This window comes from Micromonospora sp. NPDC050695, from assembly GCF_040654415.1.
Classification (GTDB): domain Bacteria; phylum Actinomycetota; class Actinomycetes; order Mycobacteriales; family Micromonosporaceae; genus Micromonospora.
The window spans coordinates 269,929-287,109 of the sequence record NZ_JBFAHZ010000001.1; the positions used below are offsets into that span (position 1 = coordinate 269,929).

Annotated in this window: 19 protein-coding genes; 7 read left to right on the top strand and 12 right to left on the bottom strand. The window is 73.5% G+C overall.

Annotated features, from left to right (window positions below; all coding sequences use genetic code 11):
• Positions 1–153: 153 nt before the first annotated feature.
• From AB0H52_RS01345 to AB0H52_RS01360, 4 genes are all read right to left on the bottom strand, one after another.
• The gene (locus AB0H52_RS01345) at positions 154–852 is read right to left on the bottom strand and encodes a TetR family transcriptional regulator (RefSeq protein WP_151489041.1); all 699 of its coding nucleotides are present in this window, start codon (positions 850–852) and stop codon (positions 154–156) included.
• Complete coding sequence (locus AB0H52_RS01350) at positions 815–1,309, bottom strand: DCC1-like thiol-disulfide oxidoreductase family protein (protein ID WP_151489043.1); 495 nt, start codon at positions 1,307–1,309, stop codon at positions 815–817. The genes AB0H52_RS01345 and AB0H52_RS01350 overlap by 38 nt, the downstream gene beginning before the upstream one ends.
• Complete coding sequence (locus AB0H52_RS01355) at positions 1,306–1,788, bottom strand: hypothetical protein (protein ID WP_357944451.1); 483 nt, start codon at positions 1,786–1,788, stop codon at positions 1,306–1,308. Before AB0H52_RS01355 ends, AB0H52_RS01350 begins: the two co-directional genes overlap by 4 nt.
• Positions 1,789–1,883: 95 nt before the next feature.
• Positions 1,884–3,338 (bottom strand): glycoside hydrolase family 3 N-terminal domain-containing protein, encoded by a 1,455-nt coding sequence (locus tag AB0H52_RS01360; protein ID WP_151490787.1) that lies wholly within the window; start codon positions 3,336–3,338, stop codon positions 1,884–1,886.
• A 168-nt stretch (positions 3,339–3,506) separates the two neighbouring features.
• Between AB0H52_RS01360 and AB0H52_RS01365 the strand changes: the two genes are divergently transcribed.
• Complete coding sequence (locus AB0H52_RS01365; protein ID WP_151490788.1) at positions 3,507–4,682, top strand: ROK family transcriptional regulator; 1,176 nt, start codon at positions 3,507–3,509, stop codon at positions 4,680–4,682.
• A 124-nt stretch (positions 4,683–4,806) separates the two neighbouring features.
• Here AB0H52_RS01365 and AB0H52_RS01370 read toward each other — a convergent pair whose 3' ends face one another.
• Together AB0H52_RS01370 and AB0H52_RS01375 are read right to left on the bottom strand one after the other, a co-directional pair.
• The gene (locus AB0H52_RS01370; RefSeq protein ID WP_151490789.1) at positions 4,807–5,823 is read right to left on the bottom strand and encodes an ABC transporter permease subunit; all 1,017 of its coding nucleotides are present in this window, start codon (positions 5,821–5,823) and stop codon (positions 4,807–4,809) included.
• Positions 5,820–6,827 (bottom strand): ATP-binding cassette domain-containing protein, encoded by a 1,008-nt coding sequence (locus tag AB0H52_RS01375; RefSeq protein ID WP_357944455.1) that lies wholly within the window; start codon positions 6,825–6,827, stop codon positions 5,820–5,822. The genes AB0H52_RS01370 and AB0H52_RS01375 overlap by 4 nt, the downstream gene beginning before the upstream one ends.
• 131 nt (positions 6,828–6,958) lie before the next feature.
• Here AB0H52_RS01375 and AB0H52_RS01380 point away from each other — a divergent pair, with 131 nt between their 5' ends.
• A complete protein-coding gene (locus tag AB0H52_RS01380) occupies positions 6,959–7,801 on the top strand; it encodes an ABC transporter ATP-binding protein (protein ID WP_151490791.1) in 843 nt (280 codons plus the stop codon).
• A gap of 19 nt (positions 7,802–7,820) precedes the next feature.
• Positions 7,821–8,717, top strand: coding sequence for a ribokinase (locus AB0H52_RS01385; RefSeq protein WP_151490792.1), 897 nt, complete (start codon positions 7,821–7,823; stop codon positions 8,715–8,717).
• A gap of 10 nt (positions 8,718–8,727) precedes the next feature.
• On the opposite strand, the gene ftrA is transcribed toward AB0H52_RS01385, so the two are convergent.
• Positions 8,728–9,762 (bottom strand): transcriptional regulator FtrA, encoded by a 1,035-nt coding sequence (gene ftrA, locus AB0H52_RS01390; protein ID WP_151490793.1) that lies wholly within the window; start codon positions 9,760–9,762, stop codon positions 8,728–8,730.
• Between the two features lie 70 nt (positions 9,763–9,832).
• Between ftrA and AB0H52_RS01395 the strand changes: the two genes are divergently transcribed.
• A complete protein-coding gene (locus AB0H52_RS01395; RefSeq protein ID WP_151490794.1) occupies positions 9,833–10,291 on the top strand; it encodes a rhodanese-like domain-containing protein in 459 nt (152 codons plus the stop codon).
• A 37-nt stretch (positions 10,292–10,328) separates the two neighbouring features.
• Here AB0H52_RS01395 and AB0H52_RS01400 read toward each other — a convergent pair whose 3' ends face one another.
• On the bottom strand, positions 10,329–10,910 hold the full coding sequence (locus AB0H52_RS01400; protein WP_151490795.1) for a hypothetical protein: 582 nt from the start codon (positions 10,908–10,910) through the stop codon (positions 10,329–10,331).
• A 90-nt stretch (positions 10,911–11,000) separates the two neighbouring features.
• Here AB0H52_RS01400 and AB0H52_RS01405 point away from each other — a divergent pair, with 90 nt between their 5' ends.
• Positions 11,001–12,518 (top strand): alpha/beta fold hydrolase, encoded by a 1,518-nt coding sequence (locus tag AB0H52_RS01405; RefSeq protein ID WP_151490796.1) that lies wholly within the window; start codon positions 11,001–11,003, stop codon positions 12,516–12,518.
• Between the two features lie 3 nt (positions 12,519–12,521).
• On the opposite strand, the gene AB0H52_RS01410 is transcribed toward AB0H52_RS01405, so the two are convergent.
• The 3 genes from AB0H52_RS01410 to AB0H52_RS01420 form a co-directional block, all read right to left on the bottom strand.
• A complete protein-coding gene (locus AB0H52_RS01410; RefSeq protein ID WP_357944462.1) occupies positions 12,522–12,893 on the bottom strand; it encodes a hypothetical protein in 372 nt (123 codons plus the stop codon).
• A complete protein-coding gene (locus AB0H52_RS01415; RefSeq protein ID WP_151490798.1) occupies positions 12,890–13,372 on the bottom strand; it encodes a DUF6232 family protein in 483 nt (160 codons plus the stop codon). The genes AB0H52_RS01410 and AB0H52_RS01415 overlap by 4 nt, the downstream gene beginning before the upstream one ends.
• Before the next feature lie 278 nt (positions 13,373–13,650).
• A complete protein-coding gene (locus AB0H52_RS01420; RefSeq protein WP_151490799.1) occupies positions 13,651–14,130 on the bottom strand; it encodes a DUF6232 family protein in 480 nt (159 codons plus the stop codon).
• Positions 14,131–14,228: 98 nt separating this feature from the next.
• Between AB0H52_RS01420 and AB0H52_RS01425 the strand changes: the two genes are divergently transcribed.
• Together AB0H52_RS01425 and AB0H52_RS01430 are read left to right on the top strand one after the other, a co-directional pair.
• Entirely contained in the window at positions 14,229–15,002 is a 774-nt protein-coding gene (locus AB0H52_RS01425) for an enoyl-CoA hydratase-related protein (RefSeq protein ID WP_151490800.1), read from the top strand.
• Positions 15,003–15,084: 82 nt separating this feature from the next.
• Positions 15,085–16,707 carry an acetolactate synthase gene (locus AB0H52_RS01430; RefSeq protein WP_151490801.1) on the top strand — a complete coding sequence of 541 codons (1,623 nt, stop codon included), beginning with the start codon at positions 15,085–15,087 and terminating at the stop codon, positions 16,705–16,707.
• 46 nt (positions 16,708–16,753) lie between these two features.
• Here AB0H52_RS01430 and AB0H52_RS01435 read toward each other — a convergent pair whose 3' ends face one another.
• A complete protein-coding gene (locus AB0H52_RS01435; protein WP_151490802.1) occupies positions 16,754–17,164 on the bottom strand; it encodes a PLD nuclease N-terminal domain-containing protein in 411 nt (136 codons plus the stop codon).
• Positions 17,165–17,181 lie beyond the last annotated feature (17 nt).

Below are 17,181 nucleotides of genomic sequence, written 5' to 3' on the forward strand. Positions count from 1 at the left end.
CGGTTTCGGGCGACCGTCCACGCACGGGGCGGGCCGGTTCGTGCCGATCACGCTACGTATCGAGCAAGCGCGGTGCAAGGTGCGAGCTGTCGGTTCGGAGTGTCTAATAGTGGACTTGACCTGCGGCTGAGCTGGCAGAGGATGCCGGTCGGGTCAGTGACGTAGCGTGCGGATCAGGTCGAGGACCTGCCGGGTCACCGGGCGCAGGAGCCGGAGCCGGGACAGCGCCACGAGTCGGTCGATCAGGGGAACGGCGCCGTCGATCAACTGCCGGGTCTTGGTCTGCCCGGGCGACCGGTCGTGCACCCAGTACAGGATCACCCCCATGTACGCGAGCCAGAGCAGCTCGGGCAACTGCGGGCGCAGATCGGCGTCGACCTTGGCGGTCGAGCCCGTCAGCACCTCGGCGAAGAGGTCGATGGCGGCCTGCCGGGGGCCGGACGACTCCGCGGAGAACGGGCTGAGCGGGGATGTCGGCTCCGCCGCCGTCTTGAAGAAGGTCGCCGCGAACTCGTGCGACGGCGTGAGCACGTCGATCCCCGCGTGCAGCACCCCGGCCAGCCGGGCGCCGAACGCCTCCTCCCGGTCGAGCACGGGTTGCGCGGCGGCCCGGTGCTCGACCTGGGACTGGGCGTAGAACTCCTGGATCAGGTGGTCCTTGGAGCCGAAGTAGTAGTAGGCGTTGCCGACCGCCACGCCGGCCTCCTGCGCGATCGCCCGCATGGTGGTCTGGGCGTAACCGCGCTCGCGGAACAGCCGCATCGCGGTGTCCCTGATCAGCTGCCGGGTCTGCTCGCCTCGGGCGGTGGCAGGGTCACCCGCAGTGGTCGTCGGCGCAGGTTGGTCGGTCATCGGGGCCACCGTATCCCGCCAGTTCGTCCGTCGGCTCGGCCCACGGGTCGCGAACCCGTTCCCGGATCGCCGAGGCGGCCGCCACCACCTGCCGGGCGAGCGGCATCAGGTGGGGGCGGGCCAACCGCTCGGCCGCGGCGCGGTGGTCGGCCAGCGCCCAGAGGCAGGCGAACCAGGCGCCGTCGCCCGCGTACACCTCGCCGGTGTCGGCGATGACGGTGAGGTCGCGCAGCGTCGCGTCGTGGTCCAGGCCGGGGAAGCGCCGCCGCGCTTCGGCCGACCCGGCCGGCACGAACTCCAGGGGTACGAGCTGGGCGCGCGACGCCAGCCATCGGCGGGCGGCCCGACAGAGCGGGCAGCTCGCGTCGAACAGGACCGTGAACCCCCGGATCCCACCGCCCCCGTGAGCGGTGGGATCCGGGAGCCGGCCGACGCCGTCGGTCGGTGGCACGGTCATCGGGTCGGTGCTGGACCGGTCGGCCCGGTGCCCGGCTGGGGGCCGGTCGGGGGCGGGGCGGCGGGATAGGAACCATGCGGCGCAGGCTGCATGGGGAGCCGGCCGATCGGGGCGACGGGCGGGTGGGTGGCGAACTGGCGGAGCCGGTTGCGGCGGTAGCGGCCCAGCGCGAAGACGTTGAAGAAGTGCAGCGCGCCGAGCACCAGCAGCACCAGGCCGATCTTGAGGGACAGTTCCTCCATCGCCTGGCTGGTCGAGAGCACCGGCTCGGGGTGCTTCATGGCCACCGTGACGTAGCCGAGGTTGAGCAGGTAGAAGCCGACCACCAGGAGGCTGTTCACCGCGCGGGCCAGTCGTTCGTCGGCGAACACCTCCTCCAGGAAGACCTGCCCGTTGCGCGACAGCGCCCGGGCCACCCAGATGGTCAGGCCGACGCTGACCGCGAGGTAGATCACGTACATCCAGACCTTGATGTCCATGCGGACGCCTTTCTTGAACGCGTTCAACTACCGATGGCGTCAGCGTAGGACAGCTCTTGAACATGTTCAAGAGTGGGGTGCGTGTGACGGACGGCTCAGCCGGCGAGACCCAGCGCCTCGGCCGCCGCCCGGCCGTTGGCGTGGCTCGCGCCGTACGTGGTGACGAACGCGCGGACGCCGTCCGGACGCCACTGTGCCGGCCAGCCCATCTCCACCACGGTCACCGGATGCTCGGCGGCCAGGCCGGAGATCAGCTCCGGCCCGCCGGGCAGCCGGTGCAGGTGCCGTCCGACCAGCACGATCGGCCGGTCGCCGGCGAGTCCGCGCAACGTCGCACGATCGGTCTCGGTGGCGACCACCCGGATCTCCTGGATCCCGTCCAGGTGCGGACCGAGACCCCACGGCACCCGCCCCTCGGCGATGGTGGACTCGGTGTGCAGTTGCACCACCAGCGGTTGGTCCAGGTCGGCGAGCACGCCGTCCACCCGGACCGCCCGGCGCGCCGCCGCGTACCCCAGCTCGGTGTCGGCGGTGACCGGCGTCGTGCCGGCGCTCCGGGTCCAGGCGGCGAGTGCGGCGGCGCGGCCGGCCGCCTCCTCGACCCGGGCGGTCGCCAACCGGCCGTCACCCAGCGCCTCGACGATCTCGGCGGCCACCCGCTCGACCAGGTCGGCGTCGACCTTCGCGCCGATGCACAGCAGGTCGGCGCCCGCGGCCAGGGCCCGGACCGCGGCCGGCCCGACCCCGCCGGCCGCCACGGCCGCGCCCTTCATCTCCAGCGCGTCGGTGATGATGGCGCCGGTGAAGCCGTACTCGGTGCGGAGCAGATCCACCAGGACCGCCCGGCTGAAGGTGGCCGGCCCGTCGCCGGTCAGCGCCGGCACGCGGATGTGCGCGGTCATCACGGCGCGCGCGCCGGCGGCGACGATCGCGGCGAACGGCGGCAGGTCGCGCTGACGCAGAAGGCCCAGCGGGACGTCCACGGTGGGCAGTTCGTGGTGGGAGTCGGTGACGGTGGCCCCGTGGCCGGGGAAGTGCTTGGCGCACGCGGCGACCCCGGCGGCCTGGAGGCCGGTCACGGCGGCGGCCGAGTGGGCGGCCACCCGCACCGGGTCCGCGCCGAACGAGCGGGTGCCGATCACCGGGTTGTCGTCGGCGGTGTTCACGTCCACCGTCGGGGCGAGGTTCACGGTGACGCCCAGCGCGGCCAACTCGGCGCCGATCGCCTGGTAGACGCGGCGGGTCAGCGCCACGTCGCCGATCGCGCCGAGGGCGGCGTTGCCGGGGTACGGGCTGCCGGTGGCGTGCGCCAGCCGGGTCACGTCCCCGCCCTCCTCGTCGATGGCGATCAGCACGTCCTCCCGGCCGGCGCGCAGGGCGGCAGTGCTCGCCGCCACCTGGGCCGGATCGTGCACGTTGGTGCCGAACAGGGTGTGCCCGGCCAGCCCGTCGGCCACCAGGTCGACCGCCCAGTCCGGCGGGACCGGTCCCGGGTACGCGGCGAGCAGCGTGCCCAGCGCGAGCCGACGTAGTCCTGGATCCAGCCCCACGTGATCGTCCTCCTTCGGTGCCCGGCGGGTTCGAACCTCGTACCGGCGGTGGTCTACGCCCTGCCGGGTCGGCCGAGCGCTCCGCCTGCGGGTGGCCGTTACGCTACGGCTACCCGTTCGCAGGTCGGTTTACAGTTAGCAAAGTTTACTAAAACTAGAGGACGTGGCATGAGTGCGACCCGGCTGCCCGGTACCCCCCGCCTGTTGCGGGCGCTCAACGACCGTGCGGCACTGGAACTGCTCCTGGAACGGGGGCCGCTGACCCGCGCCCGGCTCGGCGAGCTGACCGGGCTGTCCAAGGTCACCGCCTCCCAACTGGTCGAGCGGCTGGAGGAGCGCGGTCTGGTCAGCCGGGTCGGTGAACAGGCCGGCGGGCGAGGGCCGAACGCCCAGCTCTACGCCGTCCGCCCGGCCAGCGCGCACGTGGTCGGGGTGGACGTCGGCCCGGACCGGGTGGTGGCCGCGTGCGCCGACATCACCGGTGCCGTGATCGGCCGGGTGGAGCAGTCCACCCGGGACACCGACGACCCGGTGGGCGTGGTGCACAACGCGGTGGTGCAGGCGGCGAGCAGCGCCCAGGCGCAGCTGAGCAGCGTACGGCGGATCGTGCTCGGCACGCCGGGCCTGGTCGACCCCGGCACCGGCGACATCACCTTCGCCTTCAACCTGCCGCGGTGGCACAGCGGCCTGCTCGCCGCGCTGCGCGAGGACCTGCACACCCCGGTGGTCTTCGAGAACGACGTCAACCTGGCCGCCGTGGCGGAGGCGCAGTCCGGGGCCGCGCAGGGGCTGTCGGACTTCGTGCTGGTCTGGGTGGGTGCCGGCGTCGGTCTCGCGATCATGCTGGGTGGGCGGCTGCACCACGGCAGCAGTGGCGCGGCCGGTGAGATCGGCTACCTGCCGGTGCCCGGCGCGCCCATCCCGCGCGACGTCTCCCGCCGCGCCAAGCCGGCCTTCCAGCAGCTGATCGGTGGGGATTCGGTCCGGGCGGTGGCCCGCGAGCACGGATACCCGGACGGCGACGCCGCCGAGGCCGTCCGTGCCGCCGTCGCCGCCGGCGCCGACGGTGCCCCGATGCTCGACGAGTTGGCCCGCCGGCTCGCGCTCGGCGTGGCCAGCACCTGCGTGGTGCTCGATCCGCCGCTGGTGGTGCTCGCGGGCGAGGTCGGCCAGGCCGGCGGGGCGGCGCTCGCCGAGCGGGTGCAGCGGGAGGTCGCGGCGATCACCCTGGTGCGGCCACGGGTGGTGCCCACCGGGCTGACCGAGGAGCCGATCCTGCACGGCGCACTGCGCACCGCGCTGAACGCCGTCCGTGACGAGGTGTTCGGCTCCACCGTCGGCTGAGCCCGCAGGGGCGGTCATGTGAAGGAATATTTCACCGCCGACAGTCGAGCTGCAAGCTGTTGCCGTGCTGGTTCCGGCCGCCGGGCCGCCCGCCCCGCTTCGTGGGCGGCCCGGCGACCGCGACTCAGATCAGGTCCCGGCGACGGAACACGGCGAACGCCGCCGCCGCCAGCCCACCGGTGATCATGAGCAGCACCAGCAGCGCGGGCACCCAGGTCAGGCTGTAGAAGCCCTCGCAGTAGACGCCCGGCCGGCTGTTCGCGCAGAGCTGGGGATCCCAGAACCGGGCCTCGCCGGTCAGCCACGCCCCGATGTGACTGGAGAGCATCAGCTGATCCGGCCGCCGGGCGTCGACGATCTCCAGCACCAGCCGGCCACCCAGTTCCCACACCACCACGTACGCGGCAACCGCGCCGAGCGCCGCCGAGGTGTGCCGGCCCAGCGTCGCGATGGCGAAGCCGAGGGCGGTGGCCAACAGCACCAGCACCAGACCACGGCCGTGCACCGCGGCCAGCGAAGACCAGAAGTCATCGCTGAACCGCCCCGCCAACCCGGCGGTCTGCCCGATCACCCAGAACGTCGCGAGGTAGAACACCGAGGCCAGCAACGACACCACCAGCACCGCGCCGAGCAGGGTGGCCAGCTTGGTGCCGAGCACCGTCAGCCGTCGTGGACGCCACAGCAGCAGGTTCACCACGCCGCCCGAGTTCAGGTCCGCGCCGATGTAGGAGGCGCCGATCAGGAACCCGAACAACACCAGGAACGCGATCAGGAAGTACAGCAGCGGGCGGGCCTGCTCGGCGAAGCTGAACACGCCGACCAGGAAGTCGGCCGCGATCGGGAGCCGATCGCCCCGGATCGGATCGATCTCCGAGCAGTCCCTGGGGTAGTAGCCCTCCGTGTCCCCCCGCGGGGGCGTCTCGTTCTGCCGGGCCAGGCATTCCTGGAAGGCGACCTCCATGCCCTGCCGCGCCTCGTTGGCCTTCGCCCGCGCCACGGAGAGTTCCTCGGCGCTCGGCTTGTGGGAGCCGGCCAGCGTGGTCGCCGCCGTGACACCGAACGCCAGCACCAGCAGAACGACCATGAGCTGCACGAAACGGCGGGCGGACAGCCGCTCCACCTCGGCACGGACCAGGTTCACGCGTCCACCCCCCGTACGTCGAGATCGATCGGCTCGCCCTCCGCGCCGGACGGCGGCCCCGCCTGGTCGACCTGGCGCGGCACCGACGGATGCTCACCGGCACCGGTCAGCTCCAGGAAGACGCTCTCCAGATCCGGCCGCAGCGGCGTCAGCTCGCCCACCCACAGCCCCTGCTCGCCGAGCACCTGGCTGATGACCGTCGAATCGGTCACCCCACCCACCACCAGCGCACCCGAGTCCACCATCGCCGTCAGCTCGGCCGCCTGCAACAGCTCGACGGCGCGTTCCGGCTCGGCCACCCGGACCCGGAACTCGTGCCGGTCGTAGCCGGCCAGCACCTCGTCCACCCGGCCGGCCGCCACCCGCCGCCCCCGCGAGATGATCGTGACGTGGTCGCAGATCAGCTGGATCTCGCCCAGGATGTGGCTGGACACCAGCACGGTCACCCCGGACGCCGCCAGCGACCGCATCAGGTCCCGCATCTCCCGGATGCCGGCCGGGTCCAGCCCGTTCGCCGGCTCGTCCAGGATCAGCAGCCGCGGATCCTTCAACAACGCCGACGCCACCGCCAGGCGTTGCTTCATGCCCAGCGAGTACGCCTTCACCCGCTCGTCACCCCGGTCGCGCAGGCCCACCAGTTCCAGCGCCTCGTCCACCCGCGACACCGGCACCCCGCCGGCGCGGGCCAGCAGTCGCAACGTGCGGTGGCCGCTGAAGTTGCCGAAGAACTGCGGGCTCTCCACGATGGCACCCACCTGGCCGGCCACCCGGGGCAGCAACTCCGGCGAGGGCTCACCCAGCACGGCCATCCGCCCGCCGTCGGCTCGCACCAGCCCGAGCAGGGCGCGCAGGGTGGTGGTCTTGCCCGAGCCGTTCGGCCCCAGGAAGCCGTGGATCTGACCCGCCTCGACCACCAGGTCGAACCCGTCGACCGCCACCCGTCTGCCCTTGCGCACGCTGTGGAAGGTCTTGCGCAGACCTTCGATCTCGATGACCGCGCTCATCCGCGCGGCTCCGTACCCCGATCGAGCATGGGCCGTCCTCCGAGTGTGGTGATCAACGACACGGTGCCCCACCCTATGGCCGGGGCGCCGCCCGTGGGGGGCGCCTCGGCGTTGCGTGGTTGGATGGAGTGGTGACTGGTGACCTGATCCCCGGCGCTGCCGACGCCACCTCCTCCGCCACGTCCGTGGACCCGGATCTGGTGGTCAGCCTCGACGGCGTCGGCGTACGCCGGTCCGGCACCGCGCTGCTGCAGGACCTGACGTGGCGGGTCGAGCTGGACGAGCGCTGGGTCGTGCTCGGGCCCAACGGGGCCGGCAAGACGACGCTGCTCAACCTCGCCTCCGGGCGGCTGCACCCCACCACCGGTGTCGCCCACGTGCTCGGTGAGCGGATCGGCCGCACCGACGTCAACGAGCTGCGCACCCGCATCGGGCTCTCCACCGCCGCGCTCGCCGAGCGGGTGCCCGCCGATGAGCAGGTCAGCGACGTCGTGGTGACGGCCGCCTGGTCGGTGGTCGGCCGCTGGCGGGAGAGCTACGACCGCGGCGACGAGGCGCGGGCGCGGGCCCTGCTCAGTCAACTCGGCGTCGGCGGCCTCGCCGAACGCCGCTACGGCACCCTCTCCGAGGGCGAACGCAAGCGGGTGCAGATCGCCCGTGCCCTGATGACCGACCCGGAGCTGCTGCTGCTCGACGAGCCGACCGCCGGTCTCGACCTGGGCGGCCGCGAGGACCTGGTGGCCCGGCTGGCCGAGCTGGCGTACGACCCGGACGCGCCCGCCATGGTGCTGGTCACCCACCATGTGGAGGAGATCCCGCCCGGGTTCACCCACGCACTGCTGCTGCGCGAGGGCGCGGTGGTCGCCCAGGGTCTGCTCGCCGAGACGCTGACCGGTGACAACCTCTCCAAGACCTTCGGCCTGCCGCTGGTGGTCGAGCGGTCGGGCGGCCGCTACACCGCGCGCGCCGCCTGAGCGACCAGGGAGGGTGACCGTGTCCCAGACCCGCGTGGCCGTGGTGGGCAGCGCCAACATGGACCTGGTCGCGATGGCGCCCTCGCTGCCGCGGCTCGGCGAGACCATGCTCGGCACCGACTTCGTGATGGTGCCCGGCGGCAAGGGCGCCAACCAGGCCGTCGCGGCCGCCCGGGCCGGTGCCTCCTGCGCGTTCCTCGGCGCGATCGGCTCCGACGCGTTCGGCGTCACGCTCAGGGCCCGGATCACCGCCGCCGGCGTGGACACCGACCAGCTGCGGGTGGTCTACGGCACCTCCGGGGTCGCCCTGGTCATGGTCAACGCTCAGGGCGAGAACGCCATCGTGGTCACCCCCGGCGCGAACGACGCGCTGGTCGGCCTCACCGACGAAGAGCTGGCTACGGTACGCGGGGCCGACGTCCTGGTCGCCCAGTTGGAGATCCCGGTGCAGACCGTGGCCGCCGCCGCGGTGGCCGCCCGCGCCGCCGGCACGCGGGTCATCCTGAACGCCGCCCCGGCGAGGGACCTCCCGCCGGAGCTGCTCGCGTCGGTGGACCTGCTGGTCGTCAACGAGGGCGAGGCGCAGGCCCTCACCGGCCGAGGTCGGGAGGAGCCCCGGGCGCTGCTCGACCTGGTGCCCCGCGCCGTGCTCACCCACGGCGGTGCCGGCGCCTGGTACGTCGACCGGGACGGCACCGAGGCGCACGTGCCCGCGTTCCAGGTGGACGTGGTCGACTCCACGGCGGCGGGTGACGCGTTCACCGCCGCGCTGGCCGTCGGCTGGGGTGAGGGGCGCGACATCGTCGACGCGGTGCGCTGGGCGTCCGCTGCCGGCGCGGCCTGCGTACGCAGACTCGGCGCCTCGGTGGCGCTGCCGCAGCGGGCCGAGATCGACGAGCTGTACGCGCGGGGCTGACCCACCCGCGTCAGGCCGGCTGGCCGGTCGCCGTCGCGGTGCGAAAGGCCCGACGGTACGCCGACGGCGAGGTCAGCATGACCCGACCGAAGTGGTGGCGGTAGGTGACCGGGGTGTCGAAGCCGACCGCGCCCGCGATCTGCTCGACCGGGGCGTCGGTCTCCTCCAGCAGCGCCAGACTGGCCCGCACCCGCTGGTCGATGACCCACCGGATCGGGCTGGTCCCGGTGGCGCGGGCGAAGTGCCGCAGGTAGGTGCGGGGCGACATGTGTGCCTGCCCGGCGAGCTGGGCCACGCTCAGCGGCTCGGTGAGGTGCGTGAGCGCCCAGTCGATGCTGCCGGCGATGCGGTCGTCGGCCGGATCGGTGGTCACCGGCGCCTCGACGAACTGGGCCTGCCCACCGTCACGATGCGGGGGGATCACCAACCGGCGGGCGACCGCGTTGGCGATCGCGGCACCGTGGTCCCGCCGCACCACGTGCACACAGAGATCGAGCCCGGCCGCGCTGCCGGCGCTGGTGAACAGCTCGCCGTCGTCGAGGTAGAGCACGTCCGGGTCCACCGCGATCAGCGGATACCGCCGCGCCAGCAGCTCCGCGTACCGCCAGTGGGTGGTGGCCCGCCGTCCGTCCAACAGTCCGGCGCCGGCCAGCGCGAACGCGCCGGAGCAGATCGACATGATCCGGGCACCACGCCGGTGCGCCCGCCGCAGGGCGTCCACCAACTCGGGCGACGGTTCGGCGGTCACGTCGGGTACGCCGGGCACGATGACGGTCTGCGCGGTCGCCAACTCCTCCAGGCCGTACGGGGTGTGCAGGCTGGCGCCGCCCACGACCGGCACCCGACCGGGCCGCTCGGCGCAGACGACCAGGTCGTACCAGTCGACGTCGAACTCGGGCCGGGGCAGTCCGAACACCTCGGTGACGATGCCGGTCTCGAACATCGACATCCCCGGGTAGGCGAGCACGGCGACGCGGTGCCGTGCCGCCGGCCGACGCGCCGCCGGCACTGGCAACGGGTGGGCGGCCTGGGCGTGGGGCGGCATGGCGGGATGTTAGCGCAGAACGTCTTTCCCGCCACTCGTCCGGCGCGGGGCCGGCCGCCAGGATCGGTGCATGACCTTCACCTTTGCCGTCCCGGCGGCCGATCCGACCACCGCCGCCGCCCACTTCCTCGCCCGGCTCAGCGTCGAGACCGACGTCAGCGACGTGCATGCCGACCTGTCCGCCGGTATCCCCGGGCTGGTGGTCGTCGACAGCCGGGGGCCAGCCGCCTGGGCGCAGGGACACCTGCCGGGAGCGGTGCACCTGCCCACCGCCGAGATCGCCACCGGTGCGGCCGGTCTGATCCCGGCCGGCGCGGCGGTCGTCACCTACTGCTGGGGGCCGGGCTGCAACGGCGCGACCCGGGCCGCGCTGGAGTTCGCCCGGCTCGGTCACCCGGTGAAGGAGATGCTCGGCGGGTTCGAGTACTGGGTGCGGGAGGGCCTGCCGGTCGTCACGGACACGGGGCTGACGCGCCGCCCGGTCGACGACCTGACCGCGCCCCGCTCGACGATCACCTGCGACTGCTGACCCGGCGGTGGGCAGGGCCTCGCTGGCGGGCGAGCGCTCAGAGGGCCGGGTCGTCGACCAGCTTCTCGCCGCGCCGGCGCAGCATGCCCAGCCCCGGGATGCCGGCCACGGCCAGCTTGAGGTCGCGGGTGACGTCGAGCAGATCGTGCAGGTCGGGCCCGACCCGGTCGAGGGTGGCCAGGATCGGCAGGATGTCCGCCGTCAGGTGCTCCTTGAGCTTGGGCAGCTCGTCGACCAGGTGGATCGCGGCGGTTATCTCCTCGTGGCTGAGCTGCTCGACGAACCGTTCGGCCATCGGTGCGGCCCGCCGCAGCGCCGGCTCGTACGCCGCCAGCAGCTCGGCCGCCGTGCCGGCCGCCTCCGCCGCGGTCCCCACGGTGACGGCGGCCCGGTCGGCCACCGCATCGGCCTTCGCGACCACCTGGTCGGTCCGGTCCAGGGTCGTCTCGATCCGGTCCACCACACCGTTGATCCGGGCGAGCAGCGCCTCCACCCCGTCCAGCACCGCGAACGCGCGGGCGGGCACGGCGGCGAACGAGGCGGCCGAGCCGAGGGCCTGATCGAGAGCGGATCGGGTCAGACCGACCATCGCGGCCGGTGTGGGGAGGGGGATCGCCATGGGATCCAGTGTGCGTCGCCCGCACCACAACCGCTCGTCCGCCGCGGCCGGTGGGGCCTCGGCCGGCCCGCCCGACGGTAGGGTGCCGGCATGTCGGCCCCCTCGCCGCACCAACCGTCGAGCACCCGTACCGCCGTGCTTCTCGCCGTCGTCGCGGCGGTCGCCGCCGCACTCGGCGCGCAGGTGCTGGGCCGGGCGGACGCCGGCCTCACCGCCCGGCAGGTGACCGTCGGCGGCGTGCCGATGACCGAGGTACGTGCCGACCCGCCGATGTCCGACGTGCGGCGTCCCGGCGTCGTGATCGCGCACGGCTTCGCCGGCTCGGCCCGACTGATGCGACCGATCGCCGACACCGTCGCCCGTCGTGGAGCGGTCGCCCTGCTGTTCGACTTCGCCGGGCACGGTGCCAACCCGGCCCGGCTCGCAGGCGACACCTCGAACGACACGCTCGCCGCCGACCTCGACCACGCCGTCGGCTACCTGCGCTCGCTCCCGGACGTGGATCCGGCCCAGATCATGCTGGTCGGGCACTCGATGGGTGCCGGCGCCGTGACCCGGTACGCGGCCGGGCATGCCGAGATCGCCCGGACCGTGGCGATCTCGCTGCCCGACGCCGGCGAGCTGCCCCCGGGTCGACCGGCGGAGCTGCTGCTCATCGTCGGTGGCGCGGAGTTCCCGGGGTTCCGGCACGCGGCCGACGACGCCGTCGGACGGGGTGCGGCGGTGGGCCGGCGGCCGGCCGTGGTGGTGCCGGGCGTGGAGCACATCTCGGTGCTGTTCGCCCCGCGTACCCACGAGGAGATCGCCGACTGGCTGCCCAGCGTCGACGGTGACGCCGCGCCCCCACCGCTGGTCCGGCTCGCCGGGGCGGCGCTGCTGCTGCTCGCGTTCGGCGTCGGCGTGGTCCCGCTGGCGGCCCTGCTCCTGACCCGACGTTCCAACGGCGGCCGGTCGACCGACCGGGTGCCGATCGGTGGTCTGGCGCTGCTCGGGCTGGCGGTCGTGGCGGCCGGCCTCGGCGCGGCCGTCGCCGCGGTGCTGCCGACGACCCGCCTCCCGCTCGCCGTCGGCGGCTATGTCACCGGCTTCCTGCTGGTCACCGGCGTGCTGGTGCTCGCCGGTCACCGTTGGCTGCCCGGCGCGACGTCACCGCCGGTCCCGGCCGTCGGCGAGACGTCACCGCCAGCCCCGGCCCGGACGATCGTCGCGGCGGTGGCACTGACCGGGTACGCGGTCCTCGCCGTCGCGCTGCCGATCCACCTGGGCCTGACCTCGGCACTGCCGGTGGGTGCCCGCTGGTGGCTGCTCCCGCTGGTGCTGGCCGCCTGCCTGGTGTTCCTGTTGGGCGTGGAGTCGGTCGCCGCCGGCCGGACCGGTCGGCACCTGCTGGTCGTCGCGGTCACCGTGCTGGTGCTGACCGCGTCGGCGCTGGTCGGCCTCGCACCCGGGTTCGTGCTGTTGGTGGTCCCGCTGTTCGCGTTCCTGCTCGGCTGGCACGTCGTCTGGGCGGCCGTGCTGCGCCGGTACGCGGCCCCGCGCTGGTTGCTGGCCGTGCCCGGCGCCGTGCTGGTGGGCTGGCCGATCGCCACCACCCTGCCGTTGAGCTGACCCCTAACGGCCGGCGCGGGCGACCCGCAACGCCCACCAGATCAGCGGTACCTGCATCGGCACCCGACCGTAGGCGATGGCCCGCTTCGTCGGGCGGCGGTGCCGCCAGTCCACCGCCATCTTCACGTTCGCCGGCAGCGCGGCGACGAACAGGGCGGCAGCCGCCCGACCACCGGTAGCGCGGGTGGCCGGATGCGCCACCGCCGCCGCCACGGCCAACTCGGCGACTCCACTGGCGTACGTCCAGAAGCGGGCTGGGCCGGGCAGAGCGCGCGGCACGATCGGGTCGTAGACGCCGGGGCGTACCAGATGGGTGACGCCGGCCGCGGCGAGCAGGCCGGCGAGGGCGACGGCCTCGCCGCGGCGGGTGGTCATCGATGGTCTCCCTGCTGTTCGACGGCGCGCTGCACGGCCCGGTAGATCTGCCCGAACCGTAGCGCGTCCGGTGTGCGCACCAGCAGATCCTCCCGGCCGTGGTGCTGCACCCACAGCTCGTGCACGTGGCTGCCGCGCTCGTAGGAGCGATCGAGCCAGCCGAGCGGGATCTCCAGGAACGGGATCAACGCCAACGCGCCCACCGCGAACGCGGCGAGGACGATCAGCGTCACCTTCCAGTTGCCCCGATCCTGCGCCGACCAGGCCAGCGAGACGACGCAGACCAGCGCGACCAGCGGCGGCAGCGAGAGCAGCAGCACCAGAACACCGCGACCGAGCACCCGGCCGCGCACCGCGAGCGTCTTCGGACCTCGCGCGTGCCAGACGTACGTCACGTCGGAGAGGGCGACCACGTGACCACCCGAACGAATCGACTCGGAGGTCACCTGCACCGCGTCGTCCCGGTAATAGAGGGTCATCACTAAGCCTAACCACCACCAGGCAAACCGGCCCCGGCCCGGCGAGCCCCCTTGGGGGGTGCGGGTGGTGTGGCCGTCCTTGGGAGGTGATGTCGTCAACGACATCACGGGCTTGCGACATCGAGGGCTTCTTTCCCCGATGCATTGACGACAGCAACTCCAAGGGCTCTGCGGAGAGTATGGCCGACCCCCTGCCGGCCGGGCTCACGTCGGCCGGGTCCACGCCGGCCGGGTCCACGCCGGCCGAGCCCGCGCCGGGAGGGCTAGCGGCGGGAGGGCTAGCGGCGGGTGACGGGGTGGGCCGGTTGGCTGTGCTCCATGGCGCGCTGCACCGCCCGGTAGATCTGACCGAAACGCAGCGCGTCGCCGGTGCGCAGCAGCTGCACCGGCTGGCCACGCCAGCGGGCCCAGATCTCCAGCTGCCGGCTGCCCCGGGCGTACGAGCGGTCCAGGTGTTCGAAGAGGAAGTCGGCGACCGGCCCGATGGCGAGCCCGACGAGCACCGACGCGCCGACGATGGCGATCGTCACCGTGGGCGATCGGTGCAGCCAGACGGCCACGCCGATGCCGAGCACGGCCGCGATCAGCGGGCCGGCCAGTGCGGCGCCGATCGCGCCCCGCCCCACGAGCACCCGCCAGGAACGCGTGCCTCGGCGGTGCCACACCAGGGTGATCTCGGCCAGCGGATAGGCCCGGCCGTCCACCCGGACGGCGGTGGAGGTGACCTGCACCGACCTGTCGTCGTAATACGTGATCATGGCTGGACTCCCGCCCGCGGGGCTGACACCACACTACTTACCCAAACGAGCCGGGTCGTAAGGTTGGCACGCGACTTCGACGAGGAAGTGAGGGCAGCGTGGGCGAGTTCGTTCGGCTGGAGACCAGGGACGGCATCGGCACCATCCGGCTGGAGCGGCCGCCGATGAACGCGCTCAACACCCAGGTGCAGGAGGAGTTGCGCGCCGCCGCGACGGCGGCCACCGCCGACCCCGAGGTCCGCGCCGTCATCGTGTACGGCGGGGAGAAGGTCTTCGCCGCCGGCGCGGACATCAAGCAGATGGCCGAGATGTCCTATGTGGACATGGCCGACCGGGCCGCGAACCTGTCCAGCGCGCTCGGCGCGATCGCCCGGATCCCCAAGCCGGTGGTCGCCGCGATCACCGGCTACGCCCTCGGTGGCGGCTGCGAGCTGGCGCTGGCCTGCGACTGGCGGGTCGTGGCCGAGGACGCCAAGCTCGGGCAGCCGGAGATCAAGCTGGGCATCATCCCCGGTGCGGGCGGCACCCAACGGCTGGCCCGGCTGGTCGGCCCGGCCCGCGCCAAGGATCTGATCATGTCGGGGCGGATGGTGGACGCCCAGGAGGCGCTGCGCATCGGCCTGGCCGACCGGGTCGTCCCGGCCGCCGAGGTGTACGACGCGGCGGTCGCGCTCATCACGCCGTACCTGAACGGGCCGGTGCAGGCGCTGCGCGCCGCGAAGCTCGCGGTCGACGGCGGCCTGGACATGGACCTGAACTCGGGCCTGGCCTGGGAGAGTCAGCTCTTCGCGGCGCTGTTCGCCACCGACGACCGGCGCGAGGGCATGGCGGCCTTCGTGGAGAAACGCAAGCCGGACTTCACCGGCCGCTGACTATTAGCCGAGAACGGTTCACATTGTTCCTACCGGCCAGTAGCGTGGGGCCTCGGTCATGCGGGACGAAGGGGAGCAGCGAATGACGGAGCGGATCGAGGGCCACGGCGGAGAGTTGGCGCTGGCGGCGCTCCGCGCGCACGGCGTACGGGAGATGTTCACGCTGTCCGGCGGGCACGTCTTCCCGCTCTACGACGCCGCGCACAAGACCGACTTCCCGATCTACGACGTCCGGCACGAGCAGTCCGCGGTCTTCGCCGCCGAGGCGGTCGCCAAGCTGCAGCGCCGCCCCGGCCTCGCCGTGCTCACCGCCGGGCCGGGCGTCACCAACGGCATCTCCGGCATGACCAGCGCCTCCTTCAACGCCTCACCGGTGCTGGTGCTGGGCGGCCGGGCGCCCGCGTTCCGCTGGGGGTCGGGCAGCCTCCAGGAGATGGACCACCTGCCGCTGGTCGCACCGGTCACCAAGCACGCCGAGACGGTGTTCAGCACCGACGACATCCCGCGCGCGGTGGGTGCCGCGCTCACCGCCGCGCTCACCCCGCACCGCGGGCCGGCGTTCCTCGACTTCCCGCTGGAGACGGTCTTCTCGGTCGCCGAGGCCGAACTGCCCACCGTGGAGGGCATCGACCCGGTCGTACCCGACCCGGAGGAGGTCGGCCGCGCCGCGCTGCTGATCGCCGCCGCGCAGCGCCCGGTCATCATCGCCGGCTCCGACGTGTACGCCGGCGACGCGGTCGCCGCCCTGCGGGAGGCGGCCGAGGCGTTGCAGGTGCCGGTGTTCACCAACGGGATGGGGCGCGGCTCGCTCCCGCCGGAGCACCCGCTCTCCTTCGCCAAGGCCCGCCGGGCGGCGCTCTCCGGCGCCGACGTGGTCGTGGTCGTCGGCACCCCGCTGGACTTCCGGCTCAGCTTCGGTGACTTCGGCGACGCCAAGGTGGTGCACATCGTCGACGCGCCCAGCCAGCGCGCCGGGCACGTGCAGCCGGCCGCCGCACCCGCCGGCGACCTGCGCCTGATCCTCTCCGCGCTGGCCGATCACGCCGGTGACCGGGCCGACCACAGCGACTGGATCGCCGACCTGCGCGCCGCCGAGGACGCGGCCAAGGCGCGCGACGCGCAGGAGATGGCCGCCGAGACCGACCCGATCCGGCCGGCCCGGATCTACGGCGAGCTGCGCCGGGTGCTCGCCCCCGACGCCATCACGATCGGCGACGGCGGCGACTTCGTCTCGTACGCCGGCCGCTACCTGGAGCCGGCGCAGCCCGGCACCTGGCTGGACCCGGGCCCGTACGGCTGCCTGGGCACCGGCATGGGCTACGCGATGGGCGCCCGGGTCAGCCACCCGGACCGGCAGATCTGTGTGCTGATGGGCGACGGTGCCGCCGGCTTCTCGCTGATGGACGTCGAGTCGCTGGTCCGCCAGAAGCTGCCCGTGGTGATCGTGGTCGGCAACAACGGCATCTGGGGCCTGGAGAAGCATCCGATGAAGGCCATGTACGGCTACGACGTGGCCGCCGACCTGCAACCGGAGTTGCGCTACGACACGGTGGTCAGCGCGCTGGGCGGCGCGGGCGAGACGGTCGCGAAGGCCGCCGACCTGGGCCCGGCGTTGCAGCGGGCGTTCGACGCCGGCGTGCCGTACCTGGTCAACGTGCTCACCGACCCGACCGACGCGTACCCCCGCTCGTCGAACCTGGCCTGAGGCGCGCCCGCAGCCGCCGTCGCCCCGCAACGGGCGGCGGCTCGTGTCAGACCTCCGGCCGGTCACCCTCGCGCGGCGGGTCACCGTCGCGGTGGCGAAGGTCGTCCTCGCGGCGGCGCAGGTCCTCCTCCCAGCGGCGGAACAGCTCCTGGTCCTCTTGCTGGGAGCGTTCCTGCACCGAGCGGAGGAACTCGGGGTCGTCGTCGGGCGCGAGCGGGCGCCGCCGCCGGTCGGCGGCCCCGCCCGTCGGCCAGGGCTTGCGGGCACCGGAGCTGGGCTCCCGGCCGGCGACGAACCAGGCGATCGACCCGACCAGCGGGAAGAACAGGATGATCAGCACCCAGGCGATCCGGGGCAGGGCGCGGATCTGACCCTCCTCGGCGGAGAGGCAACTGATCAGCGCGCAGACGGCGAGGACGATCTGCGCCAGGAAGAGGAGTACGTACAGCCGGGCCATCCACCCATCATGGCGCA